Source organism: Brevirhabdus pacifica (assembly GCF_002797755.1).
In the GTDB taxonomy this organism is placed as follows: domain Bacteria; phylum Pseudomonadota; class Alphaproteobacteria; order Rhodobacterales; family Rhodobacteraceae; genus Brevirhabdus; species Brevirhabdus pacifica.
Window position 1 is genome coordinate 183,880 of record NZ_PGFI01000012.1, and the last position, 22,392, is coordinate 206,271.

Consider the following 22,392-nt stretch of genomic DNA (forward strand, 5'->3'; position numbering starts at 1 on the left):
GGTCGGGGCAGCGGTCATGGGGTGGCGTCTCCTTCGGCAAGGGGCGGTTCGGTGGGCGCATCGGTGGGCGCATCGGTCGAAACGCCCTCGTGATTGGGCAGCATCCGCCGGGCCATCAGCCAGCGCTGGCGATAGGCATAGCGGGCGGCGCGGCTGACATCGGTCTGAAAGCTCGCGTTGACGGTGGCGGCGACGATGCCGCCCAGCACGGGCACCACCTGTGCAGCCTTGCGCTGAAGCAGGCTGACGCCAAGCTGACGGGCGACACGTTCAACCACCGTCTCGACCAGCCAGTCGCTGCCCCGCCCCACCGCCGCGCGGACAAGCGGGTTAGAGAGCTGCCGGGCGAGCCGGTTCACCCGGTCCAGCGAGTCGGCCCGCGCCTCGAGGCCCCGCACGGCGGCCAGCTCAAGGATCATCAGGCGGAAGGCACGCTCGTCGTCGGTATCCTCGCCAAAGCCGTAAGCCGCACCGGTGGCCCGCACGTTTCGCGCGGCCAGCGACAGGGTGGCGGGAATGTCCAGCGTCAGGCCCAAGCCCCCCATGAGGCCCGCCGCCCCGCCCGTGGCCGCGTTGCCCCCCGCCGACCATGCCTGCACCCGAAGGGCGGCGGCCTCGCAGGCGTCGATGTCGTCGGTGTCGTGGTCCGGCGGGCCCGAGGGCATGGTCAGCCCCGCCGCCGTGTCGGTGCCCTGCAAGGCGCTGCGCAGGACCGAGACGGGGATGCGCCCGCGCAGCGCCTCGGCAACCGGGGCGGTCAGTCGGTCCAGCCCGCGCCCCACCTTGGTGGGACGGCGGCCGACGAAATCGCGTTGTGCGGCGATGGCGCGGCTGACGGCGCGGGCAAGTGCGGCGTCGCGGGCGTCGGGCTGCGGGCCGGTGGCGGGATCGCCCTGTGCCACCTCCGGGCCTGTGGCTGGCCCGTGGTCGCTGCCCGATCCGAAGGATGCGTCCGCCGGCCCCGTGGTGCCATGGGTGCCGCCGGGCTTTGTGGTGTCAGGGTCGGTCATGCGCGATACTCGGGGTTTTCGAAATCGAACCGCGCGCCCGCGTCCCAGGCGTTGCGGTCGTTGCCCTCGTTGGGAATGCCGCTCTGCGCCTTCAGCATCCGGGCAAGGTGGATCATGTTCCACGTCATGATGGTGGTGTTGCGCTGGGTGAACTCGTTGTCGAAACCGACCCGGTCGCTGTCGTCCTTGGCGCCCTCTTTCTTGTCGCCATACGAGGGGCCCGGCCCCGCCTCGCCGATCCAGCCGCAATCGGCCTGGGGCGCGATGGTCAGCCCAAGGTGGTTGAGGGCAAATCCCGTGGACATGGCCACATGCTTGATGCCGTCCTCGTTGCCGGTGACGACCGTGCCGCCAACCTTGCCGTAATAGATCGATTGACCCTGATCGTTCAGCTCGCCCGACATCGCGTAAAGCCGTTCGATCAGCTTGCGGCAGATCGAGCTTTCCTCGCCCAGCCAGATGGGGGTGCCAATCACCAGAATGTCGGCGGCCAGCACGCGTTTCCAAAGCTGCGGCCATTCATCCGTGTCGTAGCCGTGTTCGGTCATGTCGGGCTGGATACCGGGGGGCACGTCGTGGGAGGCAAGATGCAGGTGATCCACGCTGACGTTGTTCTGCTCCATGATATGGGCCACGGCGTTCAGCAGCAGCTTGGTGTGGCTTTCTTCGGGCTCGCGCTTGAGGGTGCAGTTGACCAGAAGGGCCTTGAGGGCGGGGGCGTCGGATGTCGGCATGTCTATCTCCATCTGCGGGCGTGCCCCTTGGGGGCTGCCGTTTCGGGCGGGATCGTGGCCGGTGATCGGGATGCGGGGGCATGGCGCGGATGCGCGCGAGCCCCCGTCGCCCCGCGTCAGTCAGCGGCCATCAACTCTCGCCCAATCAACATCCGCCGTATCTCGGATGTTCCCGCGCCGATCTCCATCAGCTTGGCGTCGCGGAAAAGCCGCGCGACCGGGCTGTCGGCCAGAAAGCCCGCCCCGCCCAGCGCCTGCACCGCCTGATGCGCCTGTTTCATCGCCTCTTCCGAGGAGTAGAGCACGCAGGCCGCCGCGTCCTGCCGCGTGACTTCGCCCCGGTCGCAGGCGCGCGCCACCTCGTAGACATAGGCCCGCGCGGTATTCATCGCCGTATACATGTCGGCGATCTTGCCCTGCATCAGCTGGAACTCTCCGATCGGGCGACCGAACTGCTGGCGTTCGCGCAGGTAGGGCATCACCTCGTCCAGACAGGCGGCCATGATGCCGGTGCCGATGCCCGCCAGCACGACACGTTCGTAATCCAGCCCCGACATCAGGACCCGCACGCCCTTGCCCTCGTCGCCCAGAACATTCTCGAACGGGACCTCGACGTCGTCGAAGATCAGCTCGGCCGTGTTCGAGCCGCGCATCCCCAGCTTGTCGAAATGCGGGCTGGTGGTGAAACCCTTCATGGATTTCTCGATCAGGAAGGCGGTGATGCCACGGCTGCCGGCCTGAGGATCCGTCTTGGCATAGACCACCAGCGTGTCGGCGTCGGGGCCGTTGGTGATCCAGTATTTGTTGCCGGTCAGGCGGTAGTGATCGTTGCGCTTTTCGGCCCGCAGGCGCATCGAGACCACGTCCGAACCGGCGCTGGCCTCGGACATGGCCAGCGCGCCGACATGCTGCCCCGAGACCAGACCCGGCAGGTATTTTTCCTTCTGCGCCTGAGTGCCGTTCAGCCGGATCTGATTGACGCACAGGTTGGAATGGGCGCCGTAGGACAGGCTGACCGAGGCCGAGGCGCGGGCGATTTCCTCCACCGCGACGGTGTGGGCCAGATAGGACATGCCGGCGCCGCCGAACTCTTCGGGGACGGTGATGCCCAGAAGGCCAAGCTCACCCATCTCGGACCACAGCTCGGACGGGAATTCGTTGCTTGCGTCGATCTGGCCGGCCATCGGCTTGATCCGTTCCTGCGCCCAGCGGTGCACCATCTCGCGCAGCGCGTTGACGTCTTCGCCAAGATCGAACCTCATCGATGCGGTGAACATGGGCGGGATCCTTCGGGCTGGAGTGGGTCGCGGGTGGTCGGGAACAGTTATTGAACGTGCGTTCAATTAATAGCGGCGGGGGCGAGCCGGGTCAAGCGGCGTGACGCGCCACCTCGCTGGCGATGATGCGGGCGATCAGCGTGCAGTCGTCGGAACTGAAGGTAAGCGGCAGGCGGAAATCCAGCAGGGCCGAGAGCACCTTGTCGGTGCGCGGAAGCTCCTGTGCCGGGGCATAGCGCCAGCTGTCGTGGCGCGAGGTATAGCCCTGTGGCTCGGCCGCACCGAACCATTTCAGCACCACGCCCCGCACCGCGCAGGCCGCAACCAGTCGCGCGATCCGTTCTCCGTCCCAGCCCGGCAGCAGAAACTGGAAGGATGAGCCGACAAAGCCCTCGCGCCCGTCCCGGAGGATCAGCGACAGGCCCTCGACCCCGGCAAGCCCCTCCTCGACCGCGCGGTAGAGGGTGGCCCATTCGGCCCGGCGACGGGGCAGGTCGGCGATCTGCGGGCGCAGGATCGCGGCGCGCAGGTTGTCCATCCGGCCCGACATGTTGGGGGTCTCGAACCGGATCCGCTGATAGGCGGCGGCAGCAGGACCGGCCGGGTGCCGATCATGGAACATGTAACTGCCCGAGAGCATCACCGCCCGCGCCATGACCTCGGGATCGTCGCCCACCAGGAAGCCGCCCTCGCCCGAGTTGATGTGCTTGTAGGTCTGGGCCGAGTAGCACCCCAATGCCCCGAACCGCCCCGAGGGCGCGCCGTTCCAGTCGGCGCCCATCGTGTGGGCGCAATCCTCCACCACGGTGACGCGGGCCTTGTCGCAGATGTCCATCAGCCGCTCCATCTCGCAGATGTGGCCGCGCATGTGCGACAGCAGCAGGACGCGGGCGCCGCTGGCGGCGATCCGGTCGCGCAGGTGGTCCATGTCTATGGTCAGCCCCGCCGTCGTCTCGACAAAGACCGGCACGGCCCCCACCGCCGCCACCGCCCCGGGCACGGGCGCCAGGGTGAAGCCGTTGGTCAGGACAGGCTGGCCAGGCGCCACGCCCAGCGCCCGAAGCGCGCAAGCCAGCGCGTAGCCGCCCGAGGCCACGGCCAGGCAGAAGCGCGCGCCGGTGGCGGCGGCGAACTCCTGCTCCAGCAAGGCGGTCTCGCCGGCCTCGTCCTCCAAGGTGTTGTAGCGGTGCAGCCGGCCGTGGCGCATGACCCGCACGGCGGCCTCGATCCCGGCCTCGGGGATCGGCTCCTGCTGGGTGAAGCTGCCCGTGAAGACCGAGCTGTCGTCGCTGATCCTATCGTCCATGGGCGCCCCCCGCGATTTGCGGTGAGCCTAGCGAAGGGCGCGGGACCTGCATAGCGTCAAGGCAGCAATTGCCCCCGCGCCGGGCAAGGGCGCGGCCTGGTCAGCCCCGGGCGTCCAGCAGCCTGTCCACCACCTCGTGCAGCGTGTCGTAATGATCGAACAGCCCGTCGGGCCCATGCTCCTCGACCCCGCGGCCGGTGGGGCCGAAGGTGGTCAGGATCACCGGCACCCCGGCGGCGCGGCCGGTCAGCGCATCGGTGATCGTGTCGCCCACCAGCACCGCGCACCCCGGGTCGCCCCCCAGCCGCGCGATCGTCTCGATCAGCGGGGCGGGATCGGGCTTGCGCACCTTTAGGGTGTCGGCCCCCACCATGGCCCCGAAATGGCCCCGCAGACCAAGGCGTGCCAGGAGCGTTTCGGCCAGGGCGGCGGGCTTGTTGGTGCAGACGCCCAGCAGGTGGCCCGTCTCGGCCAGCCGCTCCAGCGCCGGCACGACGCCGGGATAGATCACCGTGTGGGTGTCGATATTGGCACCATAGAATTCCAGCAGGGCGGGATAACCTTCCTCGATACCGGCCTCAAGGTCCGCCCCTTCCAGGCCCAGACGTTCAAGCCCCAGCCGCAGCATCGCCTTGCCGCCGCGAAAGGCGGTCGCTTGGTCGCCATCGGCACAAAGCTGCACGTCGTGCCCCCCGACGCGGAAGCAGTGATTTGCGGCTGCGATCAGATCGCCACTGGTATCGGCGAGAGTTCCGTCTAGATCGAAGATGACCGTCCGCATAAGCGCGCTCCTGCAAGGTTTGGGCCATGAGCAAGGCCGGGTTTGATCCGTCTCCGCCGCCGGGAGTCGCCGCCGGAGGCGGCCGGGGCGACAGGCCGGCGGGATGTAACCTGAGTCTTATTTCGTGAGTGCCGCTCCCCTTGCGGCCCACGCGCAAGCGGATAAAACGAGAGGCGAAAAATTGAAAGACAGCAATTGATGAATGACGCACTGATCATCCTGGCCGCCGGCCAGGGGAGCCGCATGAATTCCGAACTGCCAAAGGTTCTGCACCAGGTGGCCGGGGCGCCCCTGCTTGTCCACGCGATGGAAAGCGGTGCCGTGTTGGAACCGTCGCGCACCGTGATCGTCGCGGGCCACGGCGCCGAGGCGGTCGAGGCCGCCGCCCGCGACCACGACCCCGATGTGACGGTCGTCCGCCAGGAAGAGCAGCTGGGCACCGCCCACGCCGTCGATCAGGCCCGCGCGGCCCTGTCGGATTTCGACGGCGACGCCTATGTGCTTTACGGCGACACCCCCTTCATCCGCCCCGAGACCCTGTCGCGCATGGCCGAAGCCCGCGCCGCTGGCAGCGCGGTCGTCGTGCTGGGCTTTCGCGCGGGCGATCCGGGCCGCTACGGCCGGCTGGTGATGAATGGCGACAAGCTGGAGCGCATCGTCGAGTTCAAGGACGCCACCGACGAAGAGCGCCGCATCGACCTGTGCAACAGCGGCGTGGTCTGCGCCGATGCCGCCACCCTGTTCGAGCTGATCTCGGAGGTGGGCAACGACAACGGTTCGGGCGAATACTACCTGACCGACATCGTCGCCGTCGCCCGCAAGCGGGGCCTCGGCACCACGGTCGTCACCTGCGACGAGACCGAGACCATGGGCGTCAACACCCGCGCCGACCTGGCCGCCGCCGAACGCGCCTTCCAGGACCGCGCCCGCGCCGCCCTGCAGGAGGATGGCGTGACCCTGACCGCCCCCGAAACCGTGCACCTGTCGCGCGACACCCATGTCGGCCGCGACGCGGTGATCGAACCCAACGTGGTCTTCGGCCCTGGGGTGACGGTTGAGTCCGGCGCCACGATCCGCGCCTTCTCGCATCTTGAAGGGTGCCACGTGGGCGCTGGCGCCATCGTCGGCCCCTATGCCCGCCTGCGCCCCGGCGCCGAGCTGGGCAATGACGTGCGCATCGGCAATTTCGTCGAGGTCAAGAACGCCACCTTCGGCGAGGGAGCCAAGGCCAACCACCTGGCCTATGTCGGCGACAGCACCGTCGGCGACGGCGCCAACATCGGCGCCGGCACGATCACCTGCAACTACGACGGCGTGATGAAGCACCATACTCATATCGGCGCGGGGGCCTTCATCGGCTCGAACACGGCGCTGGTGGCGCCGGTGCGCGTGGGCGACGGGGCGATGACGGGCTCGGGCTCCGTCGTGACCACGGATGTGCCGGACGGGGCACTGGCGCTCGGACGCGCCAAGCAGGTCAACAAGCCCGGCCTCGCCCTGCGGATCATGCAGAACCTTCGTGCCATCAAGGCGCGCAAATCCTCCAGCGGAGAATAATCAAGATGTGCGGTATCGTCGGAGTCCTGGGCAGCCATGAGGTCGCCCCGATCATAGTCGAGGCGCTGAAACGGCTGGAATACCGGGGCTATGACAGCGCCGGCATCGCAACGGTGGATCGCGGCACCCTTGATCGCCGCCGCGCGGTCGGCAAGCTGGTCAACCTGTCGGACCTGCTGGTCCACGAACCCCTGGCCGGCAAGTCGGGCATCGGCCACACCCGCTGGGCCACCCATGGCGCGGCCACCATCGGCAACGCCCACCCCCACCGGGCTGGGCGGGTGGCGGTGGTTCACAACGGCATCATCGAGAATTTCCGCGAATTGCGCGCCGAACTGGCCGAGGCCGGTATCGGCTACGAGACCGACACCGACACCGAGACCGTCGCCCTGCTGACCGAGCTTCACCTGGACCAGGGCCTGACGGCGGAGGAGGCCGCGGCCCGCACCATCGCCAAGCTGGAAGGGGCCTATGCACTGTGCTTCCTCTTTGACGGCGAAGAGGACCTGATGGTCGCCGCGCGCAAGGGCTCGCCCCTGGCGATCGGCCACGGCGACGGCGAGATGTACGTGGGCTCGGACGCGATCGCGCTGGCGCCGCTCACCGATCGCATCACCTATCTTGAAGAAGGCGACTGGGCCGTCGTCACCCGCGACGGGGTCACCGTGCGGGACGCGCGCGGCGCCCTGGCCAACCGGCCCGAGAAGCGCATCCGCCTCGACAACGTCCAGGTCGACAAGAGTGGTCACCGCCACTTCATGTCCAAGGAAATCGCCGAGCAGCCGACCGTGCTGGGCGATCTGATCAGCCGCTACCTGGACGGGGCCGAGGCCGAGGCGCTGGCCGCCACGCCCGACTTCGCCAAGGTCGACCGGCTGGTGCTGGTGGCCTGCGGCACCGCCTTCTACGCCTGTCACGTGGCGAAATACTGGATCGAGAAGCTGGCCCGCATTCCCGTCGAGATCGACGTCGCAAGCGAGTTCCGCTACCGCGAGCCGCCGATTACCGCCGGCACCGTCGCGCTTTTCGTCAGCCAATCGGGCGAGACCGCCGATACCCTCGCCGCCCTGCGCTATTGCCAGGGCAAGGCCGATCACATCCTGGCGGTGGTCAACGTCGCCGAAAGCTCGATCGCACGCGAGGCCGACAGCGCCCTGCAAATCCACGCCGGGGTGGAGGTGGGGGTTGCCTCCACCAAGGCCTTCACCAACCAGCTGGGCGTGCTGGCCCTGCTGGCGCTGAAGGCCGCCGCCGACCGGGGCGCCACCCCCCCCGAGGAGCTGGAGCGCCTGCGCGGGACGCTGCGCCAGATGCCTGGTATCCTGAGCCAGGCCCTGGTCCGGGACGAGGCCATCGCTGCCATCGCCAGCCAGCTCGCCGAGGCCACCGACGTCTTGTTCCTGGGGCGCGGGCCGATGTATCCCCTGGCCCTGGAAGGCGCGCTGAAACTCAAGGAAATCAGCTACATCCACGCCGAAGGCTACGCATCTGGCGAGTTGAAGCACGGGCCCATCGCCTTGGTCGACGACAAGACCCCGGTGGTCGTGCTGGCGCCGCGCGACGCGCTTTTCGACAAGACCGTCTCGAACATGCAGGAGGTGATGGCGCGCCACGGCAAGGTGGTCCTGATCACCGACCGCAAAGGGGCCGAGACCGCCTCGGACGGGACCTGGCACACGCTGGTGATGCCCGAGGTGGACCCGCTGTTCGCACCGATCAGCTACGCGGTGGCGGCCCAGCTGCTGGCCTATCACACGGCGGTGGCCAAGGGCACCGACGTGGACCAGCCGCGCAACCTGGCCAAGTCGGTCACCGTCGAATAGGCGCGGTCCTGCGCCCCACCCCGCTGGTGGGCCCGGCGGGGGCGGTGCGACGTGGATATTTGCACGACAATGAAGGCGGGGGCCGGGCCTAGGGGATGTCGCGGTCGCGCAGGGCGCGGCGCATGACCTTGCCGGTGGCGGTGGTGGGCAGGCTGTCGATCCATTCCACCGCCCGCGGCGCCACATGGGGCGAGACCCGGCTGCGCACCATCTCGACCAGGGCCTCTTCCAGACCCTCCCGGCTGGCGCCGGGGCGCAGAACGGCGAAGAGCTTGACGATCTCGGTCCGCCGGGCATCGGGCACCCCCACGGCCGCGGCCGCGATGACATCGGGGTGGGTGAGGACGCAATTCTCGATCTCGGTCGGGCCGATGCGGTAGCCCGCCGAAGTGATGACATCGTCGTCGCGCCCCTCGAAGGTAAAAAGCCCCGTCTCGTCGCAGCGGCCCAGATCGCCCGTGCGCATCCACTCGCCGTCGAATTTTGCCGCCGTCTCGTCGGGTTTGCCCCAGTATTGCAGGAACATCACCGGGTCGGGGGCACGCACCGCGATCTCGCCCAGTTCTCCGGGTGGCAGGGGCTGGCCCGCGGCGTCGATGATCGCGACATCGTGGCCGGGGACGGCGCGGCCCATCGTCCCCTCGGGCACCGGCTCCAGCTGACGGCAGGTGCCGATCACAAGGTTGCACTCGGTCTGGCCGTAGATCTCGTTGATCTCGACCCCCAGCCGCGAGCTTCCCCAGTCCAGAAGATCGGCGCCCAGGCTTTCGCCGCCCGAGGCGATCGAACGCAGGCGCAGCCCCCCGGGCACAGGCTCGTGCCGCATCAGGCGCAGGGCGGTGGGGGGCAGGAAGCTGTTGCGCACCCCGTGGCGGGCCATGAGGCCCAGGGCCGCGCCGGGATCGAACTTGCGCATCCGGCAGGAAACCAGCGGCACCCCGTGCAGCAGGCAGGGCATGGCAAGATCCATCAGCCCGCCGATCCAGGCCCAGTCGGCCGGGGTCCAGCCCCGGTCGCCCGGCTGCGGGAAAAACCCGTGCGACAGCTCGTTCAGGGGCATGTGACCCAGCAGGAAGCGGTGGGCGTGCAACACCCCCTTGGGCGAGCCGGTGGTGCCGGAGGTGTAGATCAGCACCGCCGGATCGTCCGCGGCAGTGTCGAGCATCGCGAAGCGGTCCGAGGCGGCGCCGAGATCGGCCCAGAAGTCGCGCACGCCCGCAGGTTGCGGTCCGGGATCGGTGCAGAAGACCACGCCCGCCCCGTTGGGCGCCCCCTGCCCCGGCAGTTTGTCCAGATTGTCCCGGTCGGTCACCACGACGCGGGCGCCGCTGTCCTTCAGCCGGTAGGCCAGCGCATCGGGGCCGAACAGCGTGAAGAGCGGCAGCGATACCGCCCCCAGTTTGAAGATCGCCATATGGGCGATCAGCACCTCGGGCCCCTGGCTCAGCATCAGGCCGACCCGGTCGCCACGGGCCACCCCGGCCGCGCGGAGGGCGTTGGCGAAGCGGTTCGAGGCGCGGGAGATCTCTTGCCGGCTCCATTCGCGCGAAGTGCCGTCGGGAGCGACATGGATCAGCATCGTCGCGCCCGGCTCGGCGCGCGCGTGCCGCTCGAGGCAAAGCTCGGCGATGTTCATCCGCGCCGGGATGTGCCAGCGGAAATCGCGCCGCATCGCCGCCCAACCGCCCGTCTCGGGGCGGCGGAGAGTGGTCCCGGCAGGCGCGCCCGTCATTCTAGCGGGCCAATCTAGCGGGTGTAGACGACAAGCTCGGGAAGCCCGGTCAGGGGCACCCCGAGAAGGCGCATCGCGGCCAGCGACAGCTGGCTGCCGCTGCCGCGCGCGCCGCCACTGGGGCGCAGCTCGACCTCGGCCGTCTTACCGGTGTCGGCATCCTCGACCCGGCCCTTGCGGGTGGAGGTGACCAGCGGCGTCTTCAACCAGAACCCGGTTTCGGCCGGATCGCCCAGCGAGGCGATGGTCCGCCCCAGCTTGTCGGAGACCGGCGCGCTGGGGGTGGCCGCGGCGGCCCGCTCCTTGCCGGTGGTGGTGTCGAGGGCCTCGGCGCTCTTGCCGGGGCCGGTGCCGATCGAAACGCCCGACCCGGCGGGCGTGGTGGTTGCCGCCACCTTGGCATCCGACACGGGGGCGGCGGGGACCGGTTCAACAGGTGTCTCGGTGCGCGTGAAGGGGTTGCCCGAGCAGGCAGCCAGGGCAAGGATCAGAACGGGCGGGGCGATACGGCGCAAGATGACTGACATGACCCGAACGTAGCTTCGCACCCGCCCGGCTTCAACGGCGCAATGCGCCCAGAATGCAGCTTGCAGACAAACCCCGCCGACCTTAGGTTGAGCGCATGTCAGCACCTCTCATCGATCCCTTCCAGCGGGCCATCACCTACCTGCGCGTCTCGGTCACCGACCGATGCGATTTCCGCTGTGTCTACTGCATGTCCGAGAACATGACCTTTCTGCCCAAGAAAGAGCTTCTGACCCTCGAAGAGCTGGATCGCATGTGTTCGACCTTCGTGCGGATGGGCGTGCGCAAGCTGCGGATCACCGGCGGGGAGCCGCTTGTCCGCAAGGGCATCATGACCTTTTTCCAGTCGATGACCCGGCATCTCGACTCGGGCGCGCTGGACGAGCTGACGCTGACCACCAACGGCTCCCAGCTCGAGAAATATGCAACCGACCTCTACGCGGCCGGCGTGCGCCGGGTGAACATCTCGCTCGACACGCTCGACGAGGCCCGCTTCGCCGAGGTCACGCGCTGGGGCCGCCTGCCCCAGGTGCTGCGCGGCATCGACGCGGCGCAGGCCGCCGGCCTTCGAGTGAAAATCAACACCGTCGCCCTCAAGGGCTTCAACGAGGATGAGCTCTTCACCCTCACCGAATGGTGCGCCAGCCGCGACATGGACCTGACCTTCATCGAGGTCATGCCCATGGGCGACATCGGCAACGAAAGCCGCATCGGCCAGTACTGGTCGCTCCAGGACCTGCGCGACCAGCTGCGGCAGCGCTACACCCTCACCGACCTGCCCGAGCGCAGCGGCGGCCCCGCCCGCTACGTCCGGCTCGAGGAAAGCGGCCAGAAGCTGGGTTTCATCACGCCGCTGACCCACAATTTCTGCGAAAGCTGCAACCGCGTGCGCCTGACCTGCACCGGCGAGCTTTACATGTGCCTCGGCCAGGAAGACATGCGCGACCTGCGCTCGCCCCTGCGCATGAGCGAAAGCGACCAGCCCCTCGAAGAGGCCATTCGCCGCGCCATCGCCGGCAAGCCCAAGGGCCACGATTTCGACTATTCGCGCCAGCAGGAAGGCGGAAAGATGTCCCGCCACATGAGCCACACCGGCGGCTGACCCGGCTCCACGCCGCCCCTCCCGGGTCCCGGCGCGCGCCTTCCATCATTGTCGTGAAAATATCCCCGCCGGAGGCTGCCCCGCCTATTCCGCCAGCGCCCCGATCAGCCTGTCGATGAACCGCTCGCCGGCCTCGAACTGCTCCACGCTCAGATATTCGTTGGGCTGATGCGCCTGGGCGATGTCGCCCGGCCCGCAGACCACCGCCGAATAGCCGCGCTCCTGGAACTGGCCGGCCTCCGTACCATAGCTGACCACATGGGTCGCGTTGTCGCCCGACAGGCGCCGGGCCAGGGTCTCGGCGGCCCCACCTTCCTCCGGGCGAAGGGGCGGGATGGAGAAGCTGGGCGTCACATCGATCCCCGCCTCCGGACGGCGGGCGCGCATCTGCTGCTCCAGCCGCGCGACCTCGGCGCGGAACCGCGCCTCCCAGCTGTCGGGGCTCTCGCCCGGAACACAGCGGAAATCCACCGGGAAGACGCAATCCTTGGCGGTGATGTTATGGGCGGTGCCGCCGCTGATCGTGCCCACGTGCACGGTGGTGTAGGGCGGTTCGAAAATCGCGGCCAGGGGGCCGGGCGTCGCGGCCCTGTTGGCGGCGTTCACCCCGTTGCACCACTCGATCAGCCGGGCGCCCTCCATGATGGCGTTGACGCCCTGGTCCAGGATCGAGCTGTGGACTTCGAAGCCGCGCAGGTGGGTGCGAAAGCCGCAGGATCCCTTGTGACCGGTCACCACCTTCATCATCGACGGCTCGCCGATGATGGAGGCGGCGGCGGGCGGCAGCTCGGCGCGCATCCGGTCGATCATGGCAGGCGCCCCGACACAGCCCACCTCCTCGTCATGGCTCAGCGCGATCTGCAGCGGCCGCTTCAGCCCTGCGGCCAGCGCCTTGGGCACGGCGGCCAGCGCCAGCGCGTCGAACCCCTTCATGTCGCAGGTGCCCCGCCCGTAAAGCCGCCCGTCCCGCTCGGTCACCACGAAGGGATCGCTGTCCCAGGCCTGGCCCTCGACCGGGACCACGTCCGTGTGCCCCGACAGGATGACCCCGCCCGCCACGTCCGGGCCGACCTGGGCAAAAAGGCTGGCCTTGGTGCCGTCCTCGTTCATCACGCGGGTAGAGGCGACGCCGAAGCCGGCCAGATATTCCTCCACCCAGGCGATCAGCTCGAGGTTGCTGTCGCGGCTGACGGTCGGAAAGGAGACAAGCCGGTCCAGGATCCGGCGTGCGCTGAGTGGCTGGGACATGGGAACCCGTTGTCGGAATGGGGGCGCGGCCCGGCAGGGGCCGGGAGGCCTTCGCGCAGATCGTGGGCGGATGCGCGGCCAGCGTCAAGCCGATAGGCGGGGCGCGCCCGCAAGGCGCGCCGGCGCCGGGTGATTCCCCCGTTCGGGCGCCTGTCTGCGGGGGCCCAGGGCCCGCATCCGGCCAAAAGTCGGGCAGCGGGCGAAAAAGAATGCCCGTTCCGCCGAAGGCCCGCGGGGCGAAACGATCCTTTCGCCCGGACCCCGCCCGTGGGCCGTGCTTTTGGCGCGCGCGAGCAGGCGGACCGATGTTCCGCGCCCCACCCGGCCCCGATCGGGGCCGAGGCTTGCCGCCCCGCCCCCCGCGCCCCTAGATCCGCATCAACCACCCGCTTCGCCACCCCAGCCCAGCCCCCCTGCCCAGCCGCGCCCGGCCCCTTGACCCGAAGGGCGCCGCCGCAGGCCCCGGACCCGGGCGGCACAGGAAAGGACATGCCATGTTCGAACAGCTCGGATTCGAGACCCTCACCCCCCAGCAGGCAACCGTCTGGCTGGGCCTTCTGCTTGGCCTCGTCTTCGGGGTCGCGGCCCAGCGGACATGCTTCTGCTTCCGGCGCGGCGTCGCCGGCGATCCGGGCGAACGGCGCCCCGCGCTCGGCGTCTGGCTGACCGCGCTCGGGGTGGCGATCCTGGGCACGCAGGCCGCCGTCGCCGCCGGGATCCTCAGCTTTGACGAGCACCGGTTCCTCGCGACCGACGTGCCTGTTCTGGCCATCGCCATCGGCGGGCTTCTTTTCGGGGCGGGCATGGTGCTGACCCGGGGCTGCGTCAGCCGGCTGACGGTGCTTGGCGGCTCGGGCAACCTGCGGGCGCTGACGGTGCTGCTGATCTTTGCCGTCGTGGCCCACGCCACCATCAAGGGCGTGCTGACGCCCCTGCGCACCACCCTGGGCGCCCAGACGGTCGACCTGGGCGACGCGGTCTCGCTGGCCGCCCTGCCGGGTGGCGCGATGGTCTGGGCCGTGCTGCTGGCCGCCGGTCTGATCGGCTTTGGCCTTTTCTCGGGCAACCGCCCGGGCACGCTGGCTCTGGCGGCGCTGATCGGTCTGCTGGTGCCCGCAGGCTGGGTCGGCACGGGCTTTGTCCTGCTGGATGATTTCGACCCGGTCGCGCTGGAAAGCCTCAGCTTCACCGCGCCCGCCGCCGACACGATCTTCTTCCTGCTCGCCTCGACCGCGATTCCGGCGGGCTTTGGCGCGGGCCTATTTGCCGGGGTTCTCCTGGGCTCGTTGGGGGCGGCGCTGGTCAGCCGCGAATTCGCCTGGGCGTCCTTCGAAAGCCCGCGCCAGACCGGCCGCTACGCCGCCGGTGCCGCGCTGATGGGCGTGGGCGGGGTGCTGGCCGGGGGCTGCACAGTCGGTGCGGGTCTTTCCGGGGTCCCCACCCTGTCGCTGGCCGCGATCCTGGCCCTGGGCACCATCGCCATCGGCGCCGTGGTGACCCGCCGGCTGCTGGCCACGGGCGCAACCGGGATCATTCCGCACGGCGTCCCCGCCGAGTGAGGATGAGGACAGGCGGCAAGTTCCCCATGCAAGGGCTCGCCCCCAAGCGCGGCCGCCTGTCCATGTGACGCCAACGCCCCGCCGGATGACCGGCGGGGCGTTGCGTTTCGGACCGAGGGCCGAGGGCCGAGGACTGAGGATCGGGACAGCAGCCCGGGCCGTGCCTATTCCATATGCTTGCGGATCCGGTGGACCATGGCCCAGACCGCCAGGATGATCAGGGGCGTGATCAGAGCAGTCAGCGTCAGCTTGTCCAGCCCCACGCCCTTGGCCAACGGCGCCAGCATATAGGAAGCCAGGCTGACCGCGTAGTAGCTGATGGCCACCACCGACAGACCTTCGACCGTCTTCTGCAGGCGCAGTTGCAGCGCCGCGCGCTGATCCATGCTTTTCATCAATTCCTGGTTCTGGGCCGAGCGGGCGACATCGACCCGCGTCCGCAGAAGCTCGCCCGCGCGCATCGCCCTGTCGGCCATGGCCTGAAGCCGCCGCTCGGTCGAGGAGACGGTGCGCATGGCCGGCTCGAACCGGCGGGTCATGAACTCGCGGAAGGTCTGGCGGCCCTTGTACCGCTCTTCGCGCATGACCTCGATCCGCTGATGCACCAGCGCCTGGTAGGCCCCCGTCGCCCCGAAACGGAAGGAGCTGCGGGCGGTCAGGTTCTCAAGCTCGGCCGAGATGTCGAGAAGCTGACGCAGGATCGCCTCGGCCGGATCTTCATCGGCGCTCATGGCCCCCATCAGCGCGGTGAGCCGGCTGTCCAGCTCTCCCAGCACGGGCGAAAGCTCCTGCGCGCGGGCGAAGCCCAGCATCGACATGGTCTTGTAGGTCTCGATTTCGGACAGGCGCTGGACGATGCGGCCGATCCGGCGCGAGCCTGTGCCCGGCCGCACGAAGACGGCAAAGCGCATGTGCCCGGCGGCATCGATGCGGAAGTCCGCCGCGATGATGGCGGTGTTGTCGACCACCGATGAAATTGCCAGGCTCTCGGGCACGAACCACGCGGCGACGTCATTGCCGATCTCGTCGGCATCGCGCAGCTCCTCCACCCGGATCATGGCGGAGGTAATGCGCGCGCCCGGCGCCTCGGCCAGCCAGTCGTCGGGGAAGACCTCGAAGCTGGCCGGATCGAACGGCCGATCCCAGATGCCGTCGGTGAAGACCGTGTAGGTCACGAATTCCGTGTGGCTTTCCCATTTCAGCCGGTGGCGCCCCAACTCGCCGAAGTAATGGGTGGCACCCGGCTGCGGGTGCGAGGCGCCATAGCGGTCCAGCAGCGCCAGCAGATGCGCCCGGTCGGCGTCGCGGTCGCGGCGGGCGGCCTCCTCGGGGCGCTTGATGGCAAGCACGACGGCATGACACGGGGCTTCCAACGCCGGGAAAGGCCGGGCGTGAAGTTCGTTCGCAAGGGCGTAACGCCTTGGATGATCCTGAAATTCGCTCATGCCCCAATGCTTAGCGGGCCGTTCGGGCCTGTCCATGGGAAAAGGGCCGTGAAGGGCACAGACGGAATGCCGCAGCCCGCCTGCCCAGGAAAGCGGCGCCCTGGCCACAAGACCGGCGCCCGGCGTATCGCGGCAGGTTAAGGGGCAGTCCGGGTGGGCGGGCGGCAGGGCGCAGACTTGGCCGGCACCCCGCCGCCCCGAAACGCGAACGCCCCGCCGGTTGGGCGGGGCGTTGCAGAAGTCGGTCGGATCGGAAGATCAGTCGATCTTGCTCAGCAGGCTGTCGACGCTGGCCTTGGCATCGCCGTAGAACATGCGCGTGTTCTCTTTGTAGAACAGCGGGTTCTCGATGCCCGAATAGCCGGTGCCCTGCCCGCGCTTGGAAACGAAGACCTGCTTGGCCTTCCACACTTCGAGAACCGGCATGCCGGCGATCGGCGAATTGGGATCCTCTTGCGCGGCGGGGTTCACGATGTCGTTCGAGCCGATGACGATGGCGACGTCCGTATCGGGGAAGTCGTCGTTGATCTCGTCCATCTCCAGCACGATGTCGTAGGGAACCTTGGCTTCGGCCAGCAGCACGTTCATGTGGCCCGGCAGACGACCCGCGACCGGGTGGATCGCGAAGCGCACGGTCTTGCCGGCTGCGCGCAGCTTGCGGGTCAGTTCACTGACCGCCTGCTGTGCCTGTGCCACCGCCATGCCGTAGCCGGGGATGATGACGACGCTGTCGGCATCGTTCAGGGCCGTGGCGACGCCGTCGGCGTCGATCGCGACCTGCTCGCCCTCGACCTCCATCGCGGGGCCCGAGGTGCCGCCGAAGCCGCCCAGGATCACGCTGATGAACGAACGGTTCATCGCCTTGCACATGATGTAGGACAGGATGGCACCCGACGAGCCGACCAGAGCGCCGACCACGATCAGCAGGTCGTTGCCAAGGCTGAAGCCGATGGCAGCCGCGGCCCAGCCCGAGTAGCTGTTCAGCATCGAGACCACGACGGGCATGTCGGCGCCGCCGATGCCCATGATCAGGTGGTAGCCGATGAAGAGCGCGGCCAGGGTCATCAGCGCCAGCGGCAGCAGACCGCCGGTGTTGAAGTACCAGACCAGGCAGAGCAGCGAGATCAGCGCCGCGGTGGCGTTCAGGAGGTGCCCCCCAGGCAGCTTGGTCGCGGCCGAGCCGACCTTGCCCGCCAGCTTGCCATAGGCAATGACCGAGCCGGTGAAGGTCACAGCGCCGATGAAGATGCCAAGGAACAGCTCGACCCGCAGGATCGAGATCTCGATCCCGTCCTTATGGGCCAGCAGCCCGGCAAACCCTTCAAGCTCGGCGCGCGCACCGGGGTCCATGCCCAGAACGCGGGCCAGTTCGATATGGGCGATGTAGCCGACGAAGACCGCCGCCAGACCGACCAGCGAGTGCATCGCCGCGACCAGCTGGGGCATTTCCGTCATCTGCACCCGCTTGGCGACGACAAAGCCGATGGCCCCGCCCGCAATGATCAGCAGCACGGACAGCACCCAAAGGCCCTGGCCCGGTCCGATCAGCGTGGCGAAGACCGCCAGCGCCATGCCGGCGATGCCGTACCACACGGCCCGCTTCGCGCTTTCCTGCCCGGACAGGCCGCCCAGCGAAAGGATGAAGAGAACCGCCGCGACCACATAGGCCGCCGTCGTAAATCCGAATTCCATGTGTCCCGTCTCCTTACGATTTCTGGAACATGGCGAGCATGCGCCGTGTCACGAGGAAGCCGCCGAAGATGTTGATCCCGGCCATGAAGACCGACAGGGCGGCCAGCACGATCACCAGGAACGAGCCGGATCCGATCTGCATCAGAGCGCCAAGGATGATGATCGACGAAATGGCGTTGGTGACAGCCATCAGCGGAGTGTGCAGCGAATGGCTGACGTTCCAGATGACCTGGAAGCCGACAAACACCGCAAGGACGAAGACGACGAAATGCTGCATGAAGCTGGCCGGGGCAACGAGGCCCACGCCCAGCAGCAGCGCCGCGCCGACCACCAGCAGGGTGACCTGCTGCTTGGTCTGCGCCTTGAACTCGGCGGTCTCCTTGGCGCGCTTCTCCTCGGGGGTAAGCTCTTTGGGCTGCTCCTTGCGGGGAGCGGCGGCAATGGCTTTGACCTTCGGGGGCGGCGGCGGGAACGTGATCTCTCCGGCATGGGTGACGGTGGCGCCACGGATGACGTCGTCTTCCATGTTGTGGTTGACCTTGCCGTCCTTGTCGGGCGTCAGGTCGGACAGCATGTGCCGGATGTTGGTCGAATAAAGCGTCGAGGACTGGGCGGCCATGCGGCTGGGGAAGTCGGTGTAGCCGACGATGGTGACGCCGTTGTCGGTGACGATCTTCTCGTCGGGGACGGTCAGCTCGCAGTTGCCGCCACGCTCGGCGGCAAGGTCCACGATGACCGAGCCGGGCTTCATCATCTCGACCATGTCCTTGGTCCACAGCACCGGCGCGGGCCGGCCCGGGATCAAGGCGGTGGAGATGACGATGTCCACGTCGGGCGCAAGCTCGCGGAACTTCTCAAGCTGCTTTTCGCGGAACTCGGGGCTGGACGGGGCGGCATAGCCGCCGGTCGCGGCGCCGTCCTGGGCGTTGCTGTCCTCGAAGTCCAGATAGACGAACTCGGCGCCCATCGACTCGATCTGTTCGGCAACCTCGGGGCGCACGTCGAATGCATAGGTGATGGCACCCAGCGAGGTGGCGGTGCCGATGGCGGCAAGGCCGGCGACGCCGGCGCCGATGATCAGCACCTTGGCCGGGGGCACCTTGCCCGCGGCGGTCACCTGACCGGTGAAGAAACGGCCGAAGTTGTTGCCGGCCTCGATCACGGCGCGGTAGCCGGCGATGTTGGCCATCGAGCTCAGCGCGTCCATCTTCTGGGCGCGGCTGATGCGCGGGACCATGTCCATGGCGATCGCGTTGGCGTTTTTCGAGCGCACCAGCTCGAGCAGTTCCTCGTTCTGGCCGGGCCAGAAGAAGCTGATGAGGGTCTGACCGTCGGTCAGGCGCTTGGCTTCCGTATCGTTGGGCGGGCGCACCTTGACGATGATGTCCGCAGCCTTCCAGAGCGCCGCGGCGGTCTTGATAACCTCTACCCCGGCGGCCTCGTAGGCCGCATCCGTAAAGCCGGCCTTCTCGCCCGCTCCGCTTTCGACCGCGCAGTCATAGCCCAGCTTCTGAAGCTGCCTTGCGCTGTCGGGAGTCATCGCAACCCGCGCTTCCCCCTCCGTAACTTCTTTTGGTGCACCGATTTTCACGCTGTGCCTCCCCGTTTCCGACCGATCGCCTCAAATCCGTGTGATTCAGGCTCGGAGTGTCATATCACCGGCCAATTGGATCGTGCAATGCGGGGAGATTGCCGCACCCCGCAGTTTCGCGACATATTCTGTCGCGGGCGTTTGCGAATGGCCCGATCATCGCCGCTTATCGTGGGCATCATCCCGGCCGAGCAATCGGCCATGAAAAGGGGCCGCCGCGTCCACCGCGACGGCCCCTGCCCTTATCCCCGACAGGTGCCGGGAATGTCCCCTCGCCCAGGCCCCAGGGGGCGGCGCGGGTGGATGGATCACTCCCACTCCATCTGTTCGAAGACGCGGCCGGCGTTCTTGGTTGCCAGCTCCTCGAAGGTATCGAGGCTCTTGTAGGCTTCCTGGTCGATGTAATAGGCGCCCGACAGATCGCCGCCGTTGTCGATGTGCTCGCCCACCTTCTCGCGCAGGTAAACAAGATAGTCGCGGGTGTAGCGGCGCACCTGGTCCATGTTGGTCGGATGACCGTGGCCGGGAATGACGTAAAGCGCGCCCAGCTCCTCGAACTCGGTCTCCCAGGTCTCGATCCAGTCCTTCACGATCGTATCGGGAAAGATCGGCAGCATGCGCTCGTGGAAGGCCATGTCGCCTGCGATGACCAGCTTCTGCTCGGGCAGCCAGACCTGGGTGTCACCGGGGCTGTGGGCGTGGCCGAGGTAGAGCACCTCGATGGTCATGTCGCCCATCTCGATGACCTTCTTGTCCTCGAAGGTCTCGTCGGGGCCGACGACCCGGGTGTTCTCGGCCCGCTCCTTGGCATAGCGCTGAAGCGCCTGGAGGGAGAAGTCGCCGCGCTCCTCGATCTCGTGGGCGGTATCGACATGGGCCAGGATCGGCACGCCCTGATCGGCCCAGTAGCTGTTGCCCAGGAAGGCGTGGCCCTGGCCGTTCTCGTCGATCACCAGCTTGACTGGCTGGTCGGTGATCTTGACGATCTCGTCGTGCAGCGCCTCGGCCAGCTTCCACGAGGCGCCGCCGTTGACGACCACCACGCCGTCGCCGGTCACGATGAAACTGAGGTTGTTGTTGTGCCCGGCGTTCTCGTAGTTGCCCGGCGCGGTCTGGCCGATGGAGGTCCAGACATTGGGGATGACCTCGACCGGGGCGGAATAAAGCAGGCTGTCGGGATACTGGTCCGGGATCGACTGGTTGGCCATGACGCCGGTCGCGGCGCCGCCAAGCATCAGTGTGCCGCTGAATACTGCGGCCTTCAAATTGCGGAAATTCATGCTGTCCTCCTCCTGAACGTGGCAATATTCGCATGTTTGAATGTTTTGTCCAGCAGCTGGGTTTCCCCACAGGAAAGTCGCGGCACCGGTCCCCGCCCCTGCGCCCCCCGCGCCCCAATCTGGCTTGGGGCGGGCACCTCTCCGCCGCGCCGCGCGGAGGAGCGCCCAAAGCCGCCCGCGAGGGGGCGGAAGAACGCGCAACCCGGTTGCGCCCGCGCCCTGCCCGGGCCAGTCTGGCGCGGCATACGGCGCGCGACCGCGGGGGGCGCGGCCACAATCCGATGGGGGCAGGAACATGGCTGACGCATTGCAGGGGCGCCACGCGCTGGTGACCGGGGGCGGCACGGGGATCGGGTTGGCCATCGCGCGGGCGCTGGCCGATCACGGCGCGCAGGTCACGATCACCGGCCGCCGGGCCGAGCCGCTGGAACAGGCCGCCGCCCAGCACCCGGGCCTGCACCCGGCAGCGATGGACGTCACCGACGAGGACGGCCTGCGCGCGGGGATCGAGGCCGCGGTCGAGGCGCGTGGCCCGGTGCAGGTCTGCGTCGCCAACGCCGGCATCGCCGAGGGCCGCAGCTTTACCCGAAATGACCTGGAGTTCTGGAACCGGATCATGGAGACCAATGTGACCGGCGCCTTCCTGACGGTGCGCGAATGCCTGCGCTCGATGGACGGGACGGACTGGGGCCGGGTCATCGCGGTGTCGTCCATCGCGGGCCTGCGCGGGCTGAAGGGCGGCTCGGCCTACACGGCTTCGAAACACGCGGTCATCGGCATGATCCGCGCGCTCAGCGAAGAGCGGATGGGCGGCCCGATCACCTTCAACGCCCTCTGCCCCGGCTATGTGGACACGCCCATCGTCACCCGCAACACCAGCTCCATCGCCGAGCGCGCCGGCATCTCGCAGGAAGCCGCTTTGAAGGTGATGACCGACGCCAACCGCCACGGCCGACTGCTGGAGCCCGAGGAGGTCGCCGCCGCCGCCCTGTGGCTGTGCCTGCCCGGTTCGCAATCCGTCAACGGGCAGACGATCGAGATCGCGGGCGGCCAGGTCTGATCGGCATGCGGGTGCAGGAAACCGACGACGGGGTCGACATCATGGACGGCCCGGCAGAGCACACGGCACGCGGGCACCGGCGCGCCCTTACCAAGGGGCCGGCGCTGGCGATCCGGACGTTCCTGGGGGTGCGACCGCCGGCGGGGCCTTCCCTGTCTGGCGAAGATGCGATGACGCGCGCTCCCCGCGCCGTCCGATTGCGCGGCTTTCGCGCGGGCGACGCCCCTGCCCTGCATGCCATCTTTCACCGCGCCGTGCGCGACGGCACCCGCAGCCTCTATTCCCCGGCCGAGCGCCGGGCCTGGTCGCCCGCGCCCGCGCCGCCCCCCTGGTGGGCCGGGCGGTTTCGCGGACAGATCACCGTCGTCGCCCTTCACGACGGCGCGCCTTGCGGGTTCATGACCCTTGGTCGCGACGGGCATCTGGACTTTGCCTATGTGCTGCCGGCCTTTCATGGCACCGGCATCGCCGCCCGCTTGCATGACGAGATCCTGCGCCGCGCCCGCCGCCTTGGCCTGCGCCGGCTGGAGACAGAGGCCAGCCTGATCGGCCGGCGCTTCTTTCTCAAGCATGGCTGGAGCGAGGGGGCGCGGATCGTCCACCGCTTCGGCGACGAGACCTTGTCGGCCATGCGGATGTCGCGCGAGGTCTGAGCGGCCCCGCCCCTGAC

The 22,392-nt window shown here is 68.5% G+C and carries 18 protein-coding genes; 6 read left to right on the forward strand and 12 right to left on the reverse strand.

All coding sequences use genetic code 11. From position 1 onward, the window contains the following. Positions 1-14: 14 nt before the first annotated feature. From CLV77_RS10400 to CLV77_RS10420, 5 genes are all read right to left on the reverse strand, one after another. Positions 15-1,010, reverse strand: a complete 996-nt coding sequence (locus CLV77_RS10400; RefSeq protein WP_076980616.1) for an EcsC family protein — start codon at positions 1,008-1,010, stop codon at positions 15-17. Next, complete coding sequence (locus tag CLV77_RS10405) at positions 1,007-1,744, reverse strand: flavodoxin family protein (RefSeq protein ID WP_076981192.1); 738 nt, start codon at positions 1,742-1,744, stop codon at positions 1,007-1,009. The genes CLV77_RS10400 and CLV77_RS10405 overlap by 4 nt, the downstream gene beginning before the upstream one ends. Before the next feature lie 116 nt (positions 1,745-1,860). Then, a complete protein-coding gene (locus CLV77_RS10410) occupies positions 1,861-3,021 on the reverse strand; it encodes an isovaleryl-CoA dehydrogenase (RefSeq protein ID WP_076980615.1) in 1,161 nt (386 codons plus the stop codon). A 91-nt stretch (positions 3,022-3,112) separates the two neighbouring features. After that, positions 3,113-4,327, reverse strand: coding sequence for a DegT/DnrJ/EryC1/StrS family aminotransferase (locus tag CLV77_RS10415; protein WP_076980614.1), 1,215 nt, complete (start codon positions 4,325-4,327; stop codon positions 3,113-3,115). A gap of 100 nt (positions 4,328-4,427) precedes the next feature. Further along, complete coding sequence (locus CLV77_RS10420) at positions 4,428-5,108, reverse strand: HAD-IA family hydrolase (protein WP_076980613.1); 681 nt, start codon at positions 5,106-5,108, stop codon at positions 4,428-4,430. Between the two features lie 198 nt (positions 5,109-5,306). Between CLV77_RS10420 and glmU the strand changes: the two genes are divergently transcribed. Beyond that, positions 5,307-6,665 carry a bifunctional UDP-N-acetylglucosamine diphosphorylase/glucosamine-1-phosphate N-acetyltransferase GlmU gene (gene glmU / locus CLV77_RS10425; RefSeq protein WP_076980612.1) on the forward strand — a complete coding sequence of 453 codons (1,359 nt, stop codon included), beginning with the start codon at positions 5,307-5,309 and terminating at the stop codon, positions 6,663-6,665. A 5-nt stretch (positions 6,666-6,670) separates the two neighbouring features. Continuing rightward, positions 6,671-8,488, forward strand: a complete 1,818-nt coding sequence (gene glmS, locus CLV77_RS10430; RefSeq protein ID WP_076980611.1) for a glutamine--fructose-6-phosphate transaminase (isomerizing) — start codon at positions 6,671-6,673, stop codon at positions 8,486-8,488. An 88-nt stretch (positions 8,489-8,576) separates the two neighbouring features. On the opposite strand, the gene CLV77_RS10435 is transcribed toward glmS, so the two are convergent. Together CLV77_RS10435 and CLV77_RS10440 are read right to left on the reverse strand one after the other, a co-directional pair. Beyond that, entirely contained in the window at positions 8,577-10,220 is a 1,644-nt protein-coding gene (locus CLV77_RS10435) for an AMP-binding protein (RefSeq protein WP_083707841.1), read from the reverse strand. A 14-nt stretch (positions 10,221-10,234) separates the two neighbouring features. Next, positions 10,235-10,747, reverse strand: a complete 513-nt coding sequence (locus CLV77_RS10440; protein WP_076980609.1) for a hypothetical protein — start codon at positions 10,745-10,747, stop codon at positions 10,235-10,237. A 95-nt stretch (positions 10,748-10,842) separates the two neighbouring features. On the opposite strand from CLV77_RS10440, the gene moaA reads away from it, so the two are divergent. Then, complete coding sequence (moaA, locus tag CLV77_RS10445) at positions 10,843-11,847, forward strand: GTP 3',8-cyclase MoaA (protein WP_076980608.1); 1,005 nt, start codon at positions 10,843-10,845, stop codon at positions 11,845-11,847. An 84-nt stretch (positions 11,848-11,931) separates the two neighbouring features. Here the strand turns inward: moaA and argE are convergent, their stop codons facing one another. Beyond that, positions 11,932-13,095 (reverse strand): acetylornithine deacetylase, encoded by a 1,164-nt coding sequence (gene argE, locus CLV77_RS10450; protein ID WP_076980607.1) that lies wholly within the window; start codon positions 13,093-13,095, stop codon positions 11,932-11,934. A gap of 494 nt (positions 13,096-13,589) precedes the next feature. Here argE and CLV77_RS10455 point away from each other — a divergent pair, with 494 nt between their 5' ends. Next, complete coding sequence (locus CLV77_RS10455; protein WP_076980606.1) at positions 13,590-14,654, forward strand: YeeE/YedE family protein; 1,065 nt, start codon at positions 13,590-13,592, stop codon at positions 14,652-14,654. A 164-nt stretch (positions 14,655-14,818) separates the two neighbouring features. On the opposite strand, the gene CLV77_RS10460 is transcribed toward CLV77_RS10455, so the two are convergent. From CLV77_RS10460 to CLV77_RS10475, 4 genes are all read right to left on the reverse strand, one after another. Beyond that, positions 14,819-16,099, reverse strand: a complete 1,281-nt coding sequence (locus CLV77_RS10460) for a DUF3422 family protein (protein WP_076980605.1) — start codon at positions 16,097-16,099, stop codon at positions 14,819-14,821. Positions 16,100-16,357: 258 nt separating this feature from the next. Continuing rightward, the gene (locus tag CLV77_RS10465) at positions 16,358-17,791 is read right to left on the reverse strand and encodes an NAD(P)(+) transhydrogenase (Re/Si-specific) subunit beta (protein ID WP_076980604.1); all 1,434 of its coding nucleotides are present in this window, start codon (positions 17,789-17,791) and stop codon (positions 16,358-16,360) included. A gap of 13 nt (positions 17,792-17,804) precedes the next feature. Then, positions 17,805-19,382 carry a Re/Si-specific NAD(P)(+) transhydrogenase subunit alpha gene (locus CLV77_RS10470; RefSeq protein WP_076980603.1) on the reverse strand — a complete coding sequence of 526 codons (1,578 nt, stop codon included), beginning with the start codon at positions 19,380-19,382 and terminating at the stop codon, positions 17,805-17,807. Between the two features lie 308 nt (positions 19,383-19,690). Further along, complete coding sequence (locus CLV77_RS10475; protein WP_100053092.1) at positions 19,691-20,617, reverse strand: MBL fold metallo-hydrolase; 927 nt, start codon at positions 20,615-20,617, stop codon at positions 19,691-19,693. A 340-nt stretch (positions 20,618-20,957) separates the two neighbouring features. Here CLV77_RS10475 and CLV77_RS10480 point away from each other — a divergent pair, with 340 nt between their 5' ends. Beyond that, positions 20,958-21,722, forward strand: coding sequence for an SDR family NAD(P)-dependent oxidoreductase (locus tag CLV77_RS10480; RefSeq protein WP_076980602.1), 765 nt, complete (start codon positions 20,958-20,960; stop codon positions 21,720-21,722). A 5-nt stretch (positions 21,723-21,727) separates the two neighbouring features. Next, the gene (locus CLV77_RS10485; protein WP_083707840.1) at positions 21,728-22,375 is read left to right on the forward strand and encodes a GNAT family N-acetyltransferase; all 648 of its coding nucleotides are present in this window, start codon (positions 21,728-21,730) and stop codon (positions 22,373-22,375) included. The last annotated feature ends 17 nt before the right edge of the window (positions 22,376-22,392 follow it).

What these genes read in the sequence shown, in the direction of transcription:
- glmU (WP_076980612.1), top strand. Translation starts at nt 5,307, where the DNA reads ATGAATGACGCACTGATCATCCTGGCCGCCGGCCAGGGGAGCCGCATG.
- CLV77_RS10420 (WP_076980613.1), bottom strand. Translation starts at nt 5,108, where the DNA reads ATGCGGACGGTCATCTTCGATCTAGACGGAACTCTCGCCGATACCAGT.
- CLV77_RS10455 (WP_076980606.1), top strand. Translation starts at nt 13,590, where the DNA reads ATGTTCGAACAGCTCGGATTCGAGACCCTCACCCCCCAGCAGGCAACC.
- CLV77_RS10415 (WP_076980614.1), bottom strand. Translation starts at nt 4,327, where the DNA reads ATGGACGATAGGATCAGCGACGACAGCTCGGTCTTCACGGGCAGCTTC.
- argE (WP_076980607.1), bottom strand. Translation starts at nt 13,095, where the DNA reads ATGTCCCAGCCACTCAGCGCACGCCGGATCCTGGACCGGCTTGTCTCC.
- CLV77_RS10400 (WP_076980616.1), bottom strand. Translation starts at nt 1,010, where the DNA reads ATGACCGACCCTGACACCACAAAGCCCGGCGGCACCCATGGCACCACG.
- CLV77_RS10405 (WP_076981192.1), bottom strand. Translation starts at nt 1,744, where the DNA reads ATGCCGACATCCGACGCCCCCGCCCTCAAGGCCCTTCTGGTCAACTGC.
- CLV77_RS10410 (WP_076980615.1), bottom strand. Translation starts at nt 3,021, where the DNA reads ATGTTCACCGCATCGATGAGGTTCGATCTTGGCGAAGACGTCAACGCG.
- CLV77_RS10485 (WP_083707840.1), top strand. Translation starts at nt 21,728, where the DNA reads ATGCGGGTGCAGGAAACCGACGACGGGGTCGACATCATGGACGGCCCG.
- moaA (WP_076980608.1), top strand. Translation starts at nt 10,843, where the DNA reads ATGTCAGCACCTCTCATCGATCCCTTCCAGCGGGCCATCACCTACCTG.
- CLV77_RS10460 (WP_076980605.1), bottom strand. Translation starts at nt 16,099, where the DNA reads ATGAGCGAATTTCAGGATCATCCAAGGCGTTACGCCCTTGCGAACGAA.
- CLV77_RS10465 (WP_076980604.1), bottom strand. Translation starts at nt 17,791, where the DNA reads ATGGAATTCGGATTTACGACGGCGGCCTATGTGGTCGCGGCGGTTCTC.
- glmS (WP_076980611.1), top strand. Translation starts at nt 6,671, where the DNA reads ATGTGCGGTATCGTCGGAGTCCTGGGCAGCCATGAGGTCGCCCCGATC.
- CLV77_RS10475 (WP_100053092.1), bottom strand. Translation starts at nt 20,617, where the DNA reads ATGCTTGGCGGCGCCGCGACCGGCGTCATGGCCAACCAGTCGATCCCG.
- CLV77_RS10480 (WP_076980602.1), top strand. Translation starts at nt 20,958, where the DNA reads ATGGCTGACGCATTGCAGGGGCGCCACGCGCTGGTGACCGGGGGCGGC.
- CLV77_RS10435 (WP_083707841.1), bottom strand. Translation starts at nt 10,220, where the DNA reads ATGACGGGCGCGCCTGCCGGGACCACTCTCCGCCGCCCCGAGACGGGC.
- CLV77_RS10440 (WP_076980609.1), bottom strand. Translation starts at nt 10,747, where the DNA reads ATGTCAGTCATCTTGCGCCGTATCGCCCCGCCCGTTCTGATCCTTGCC.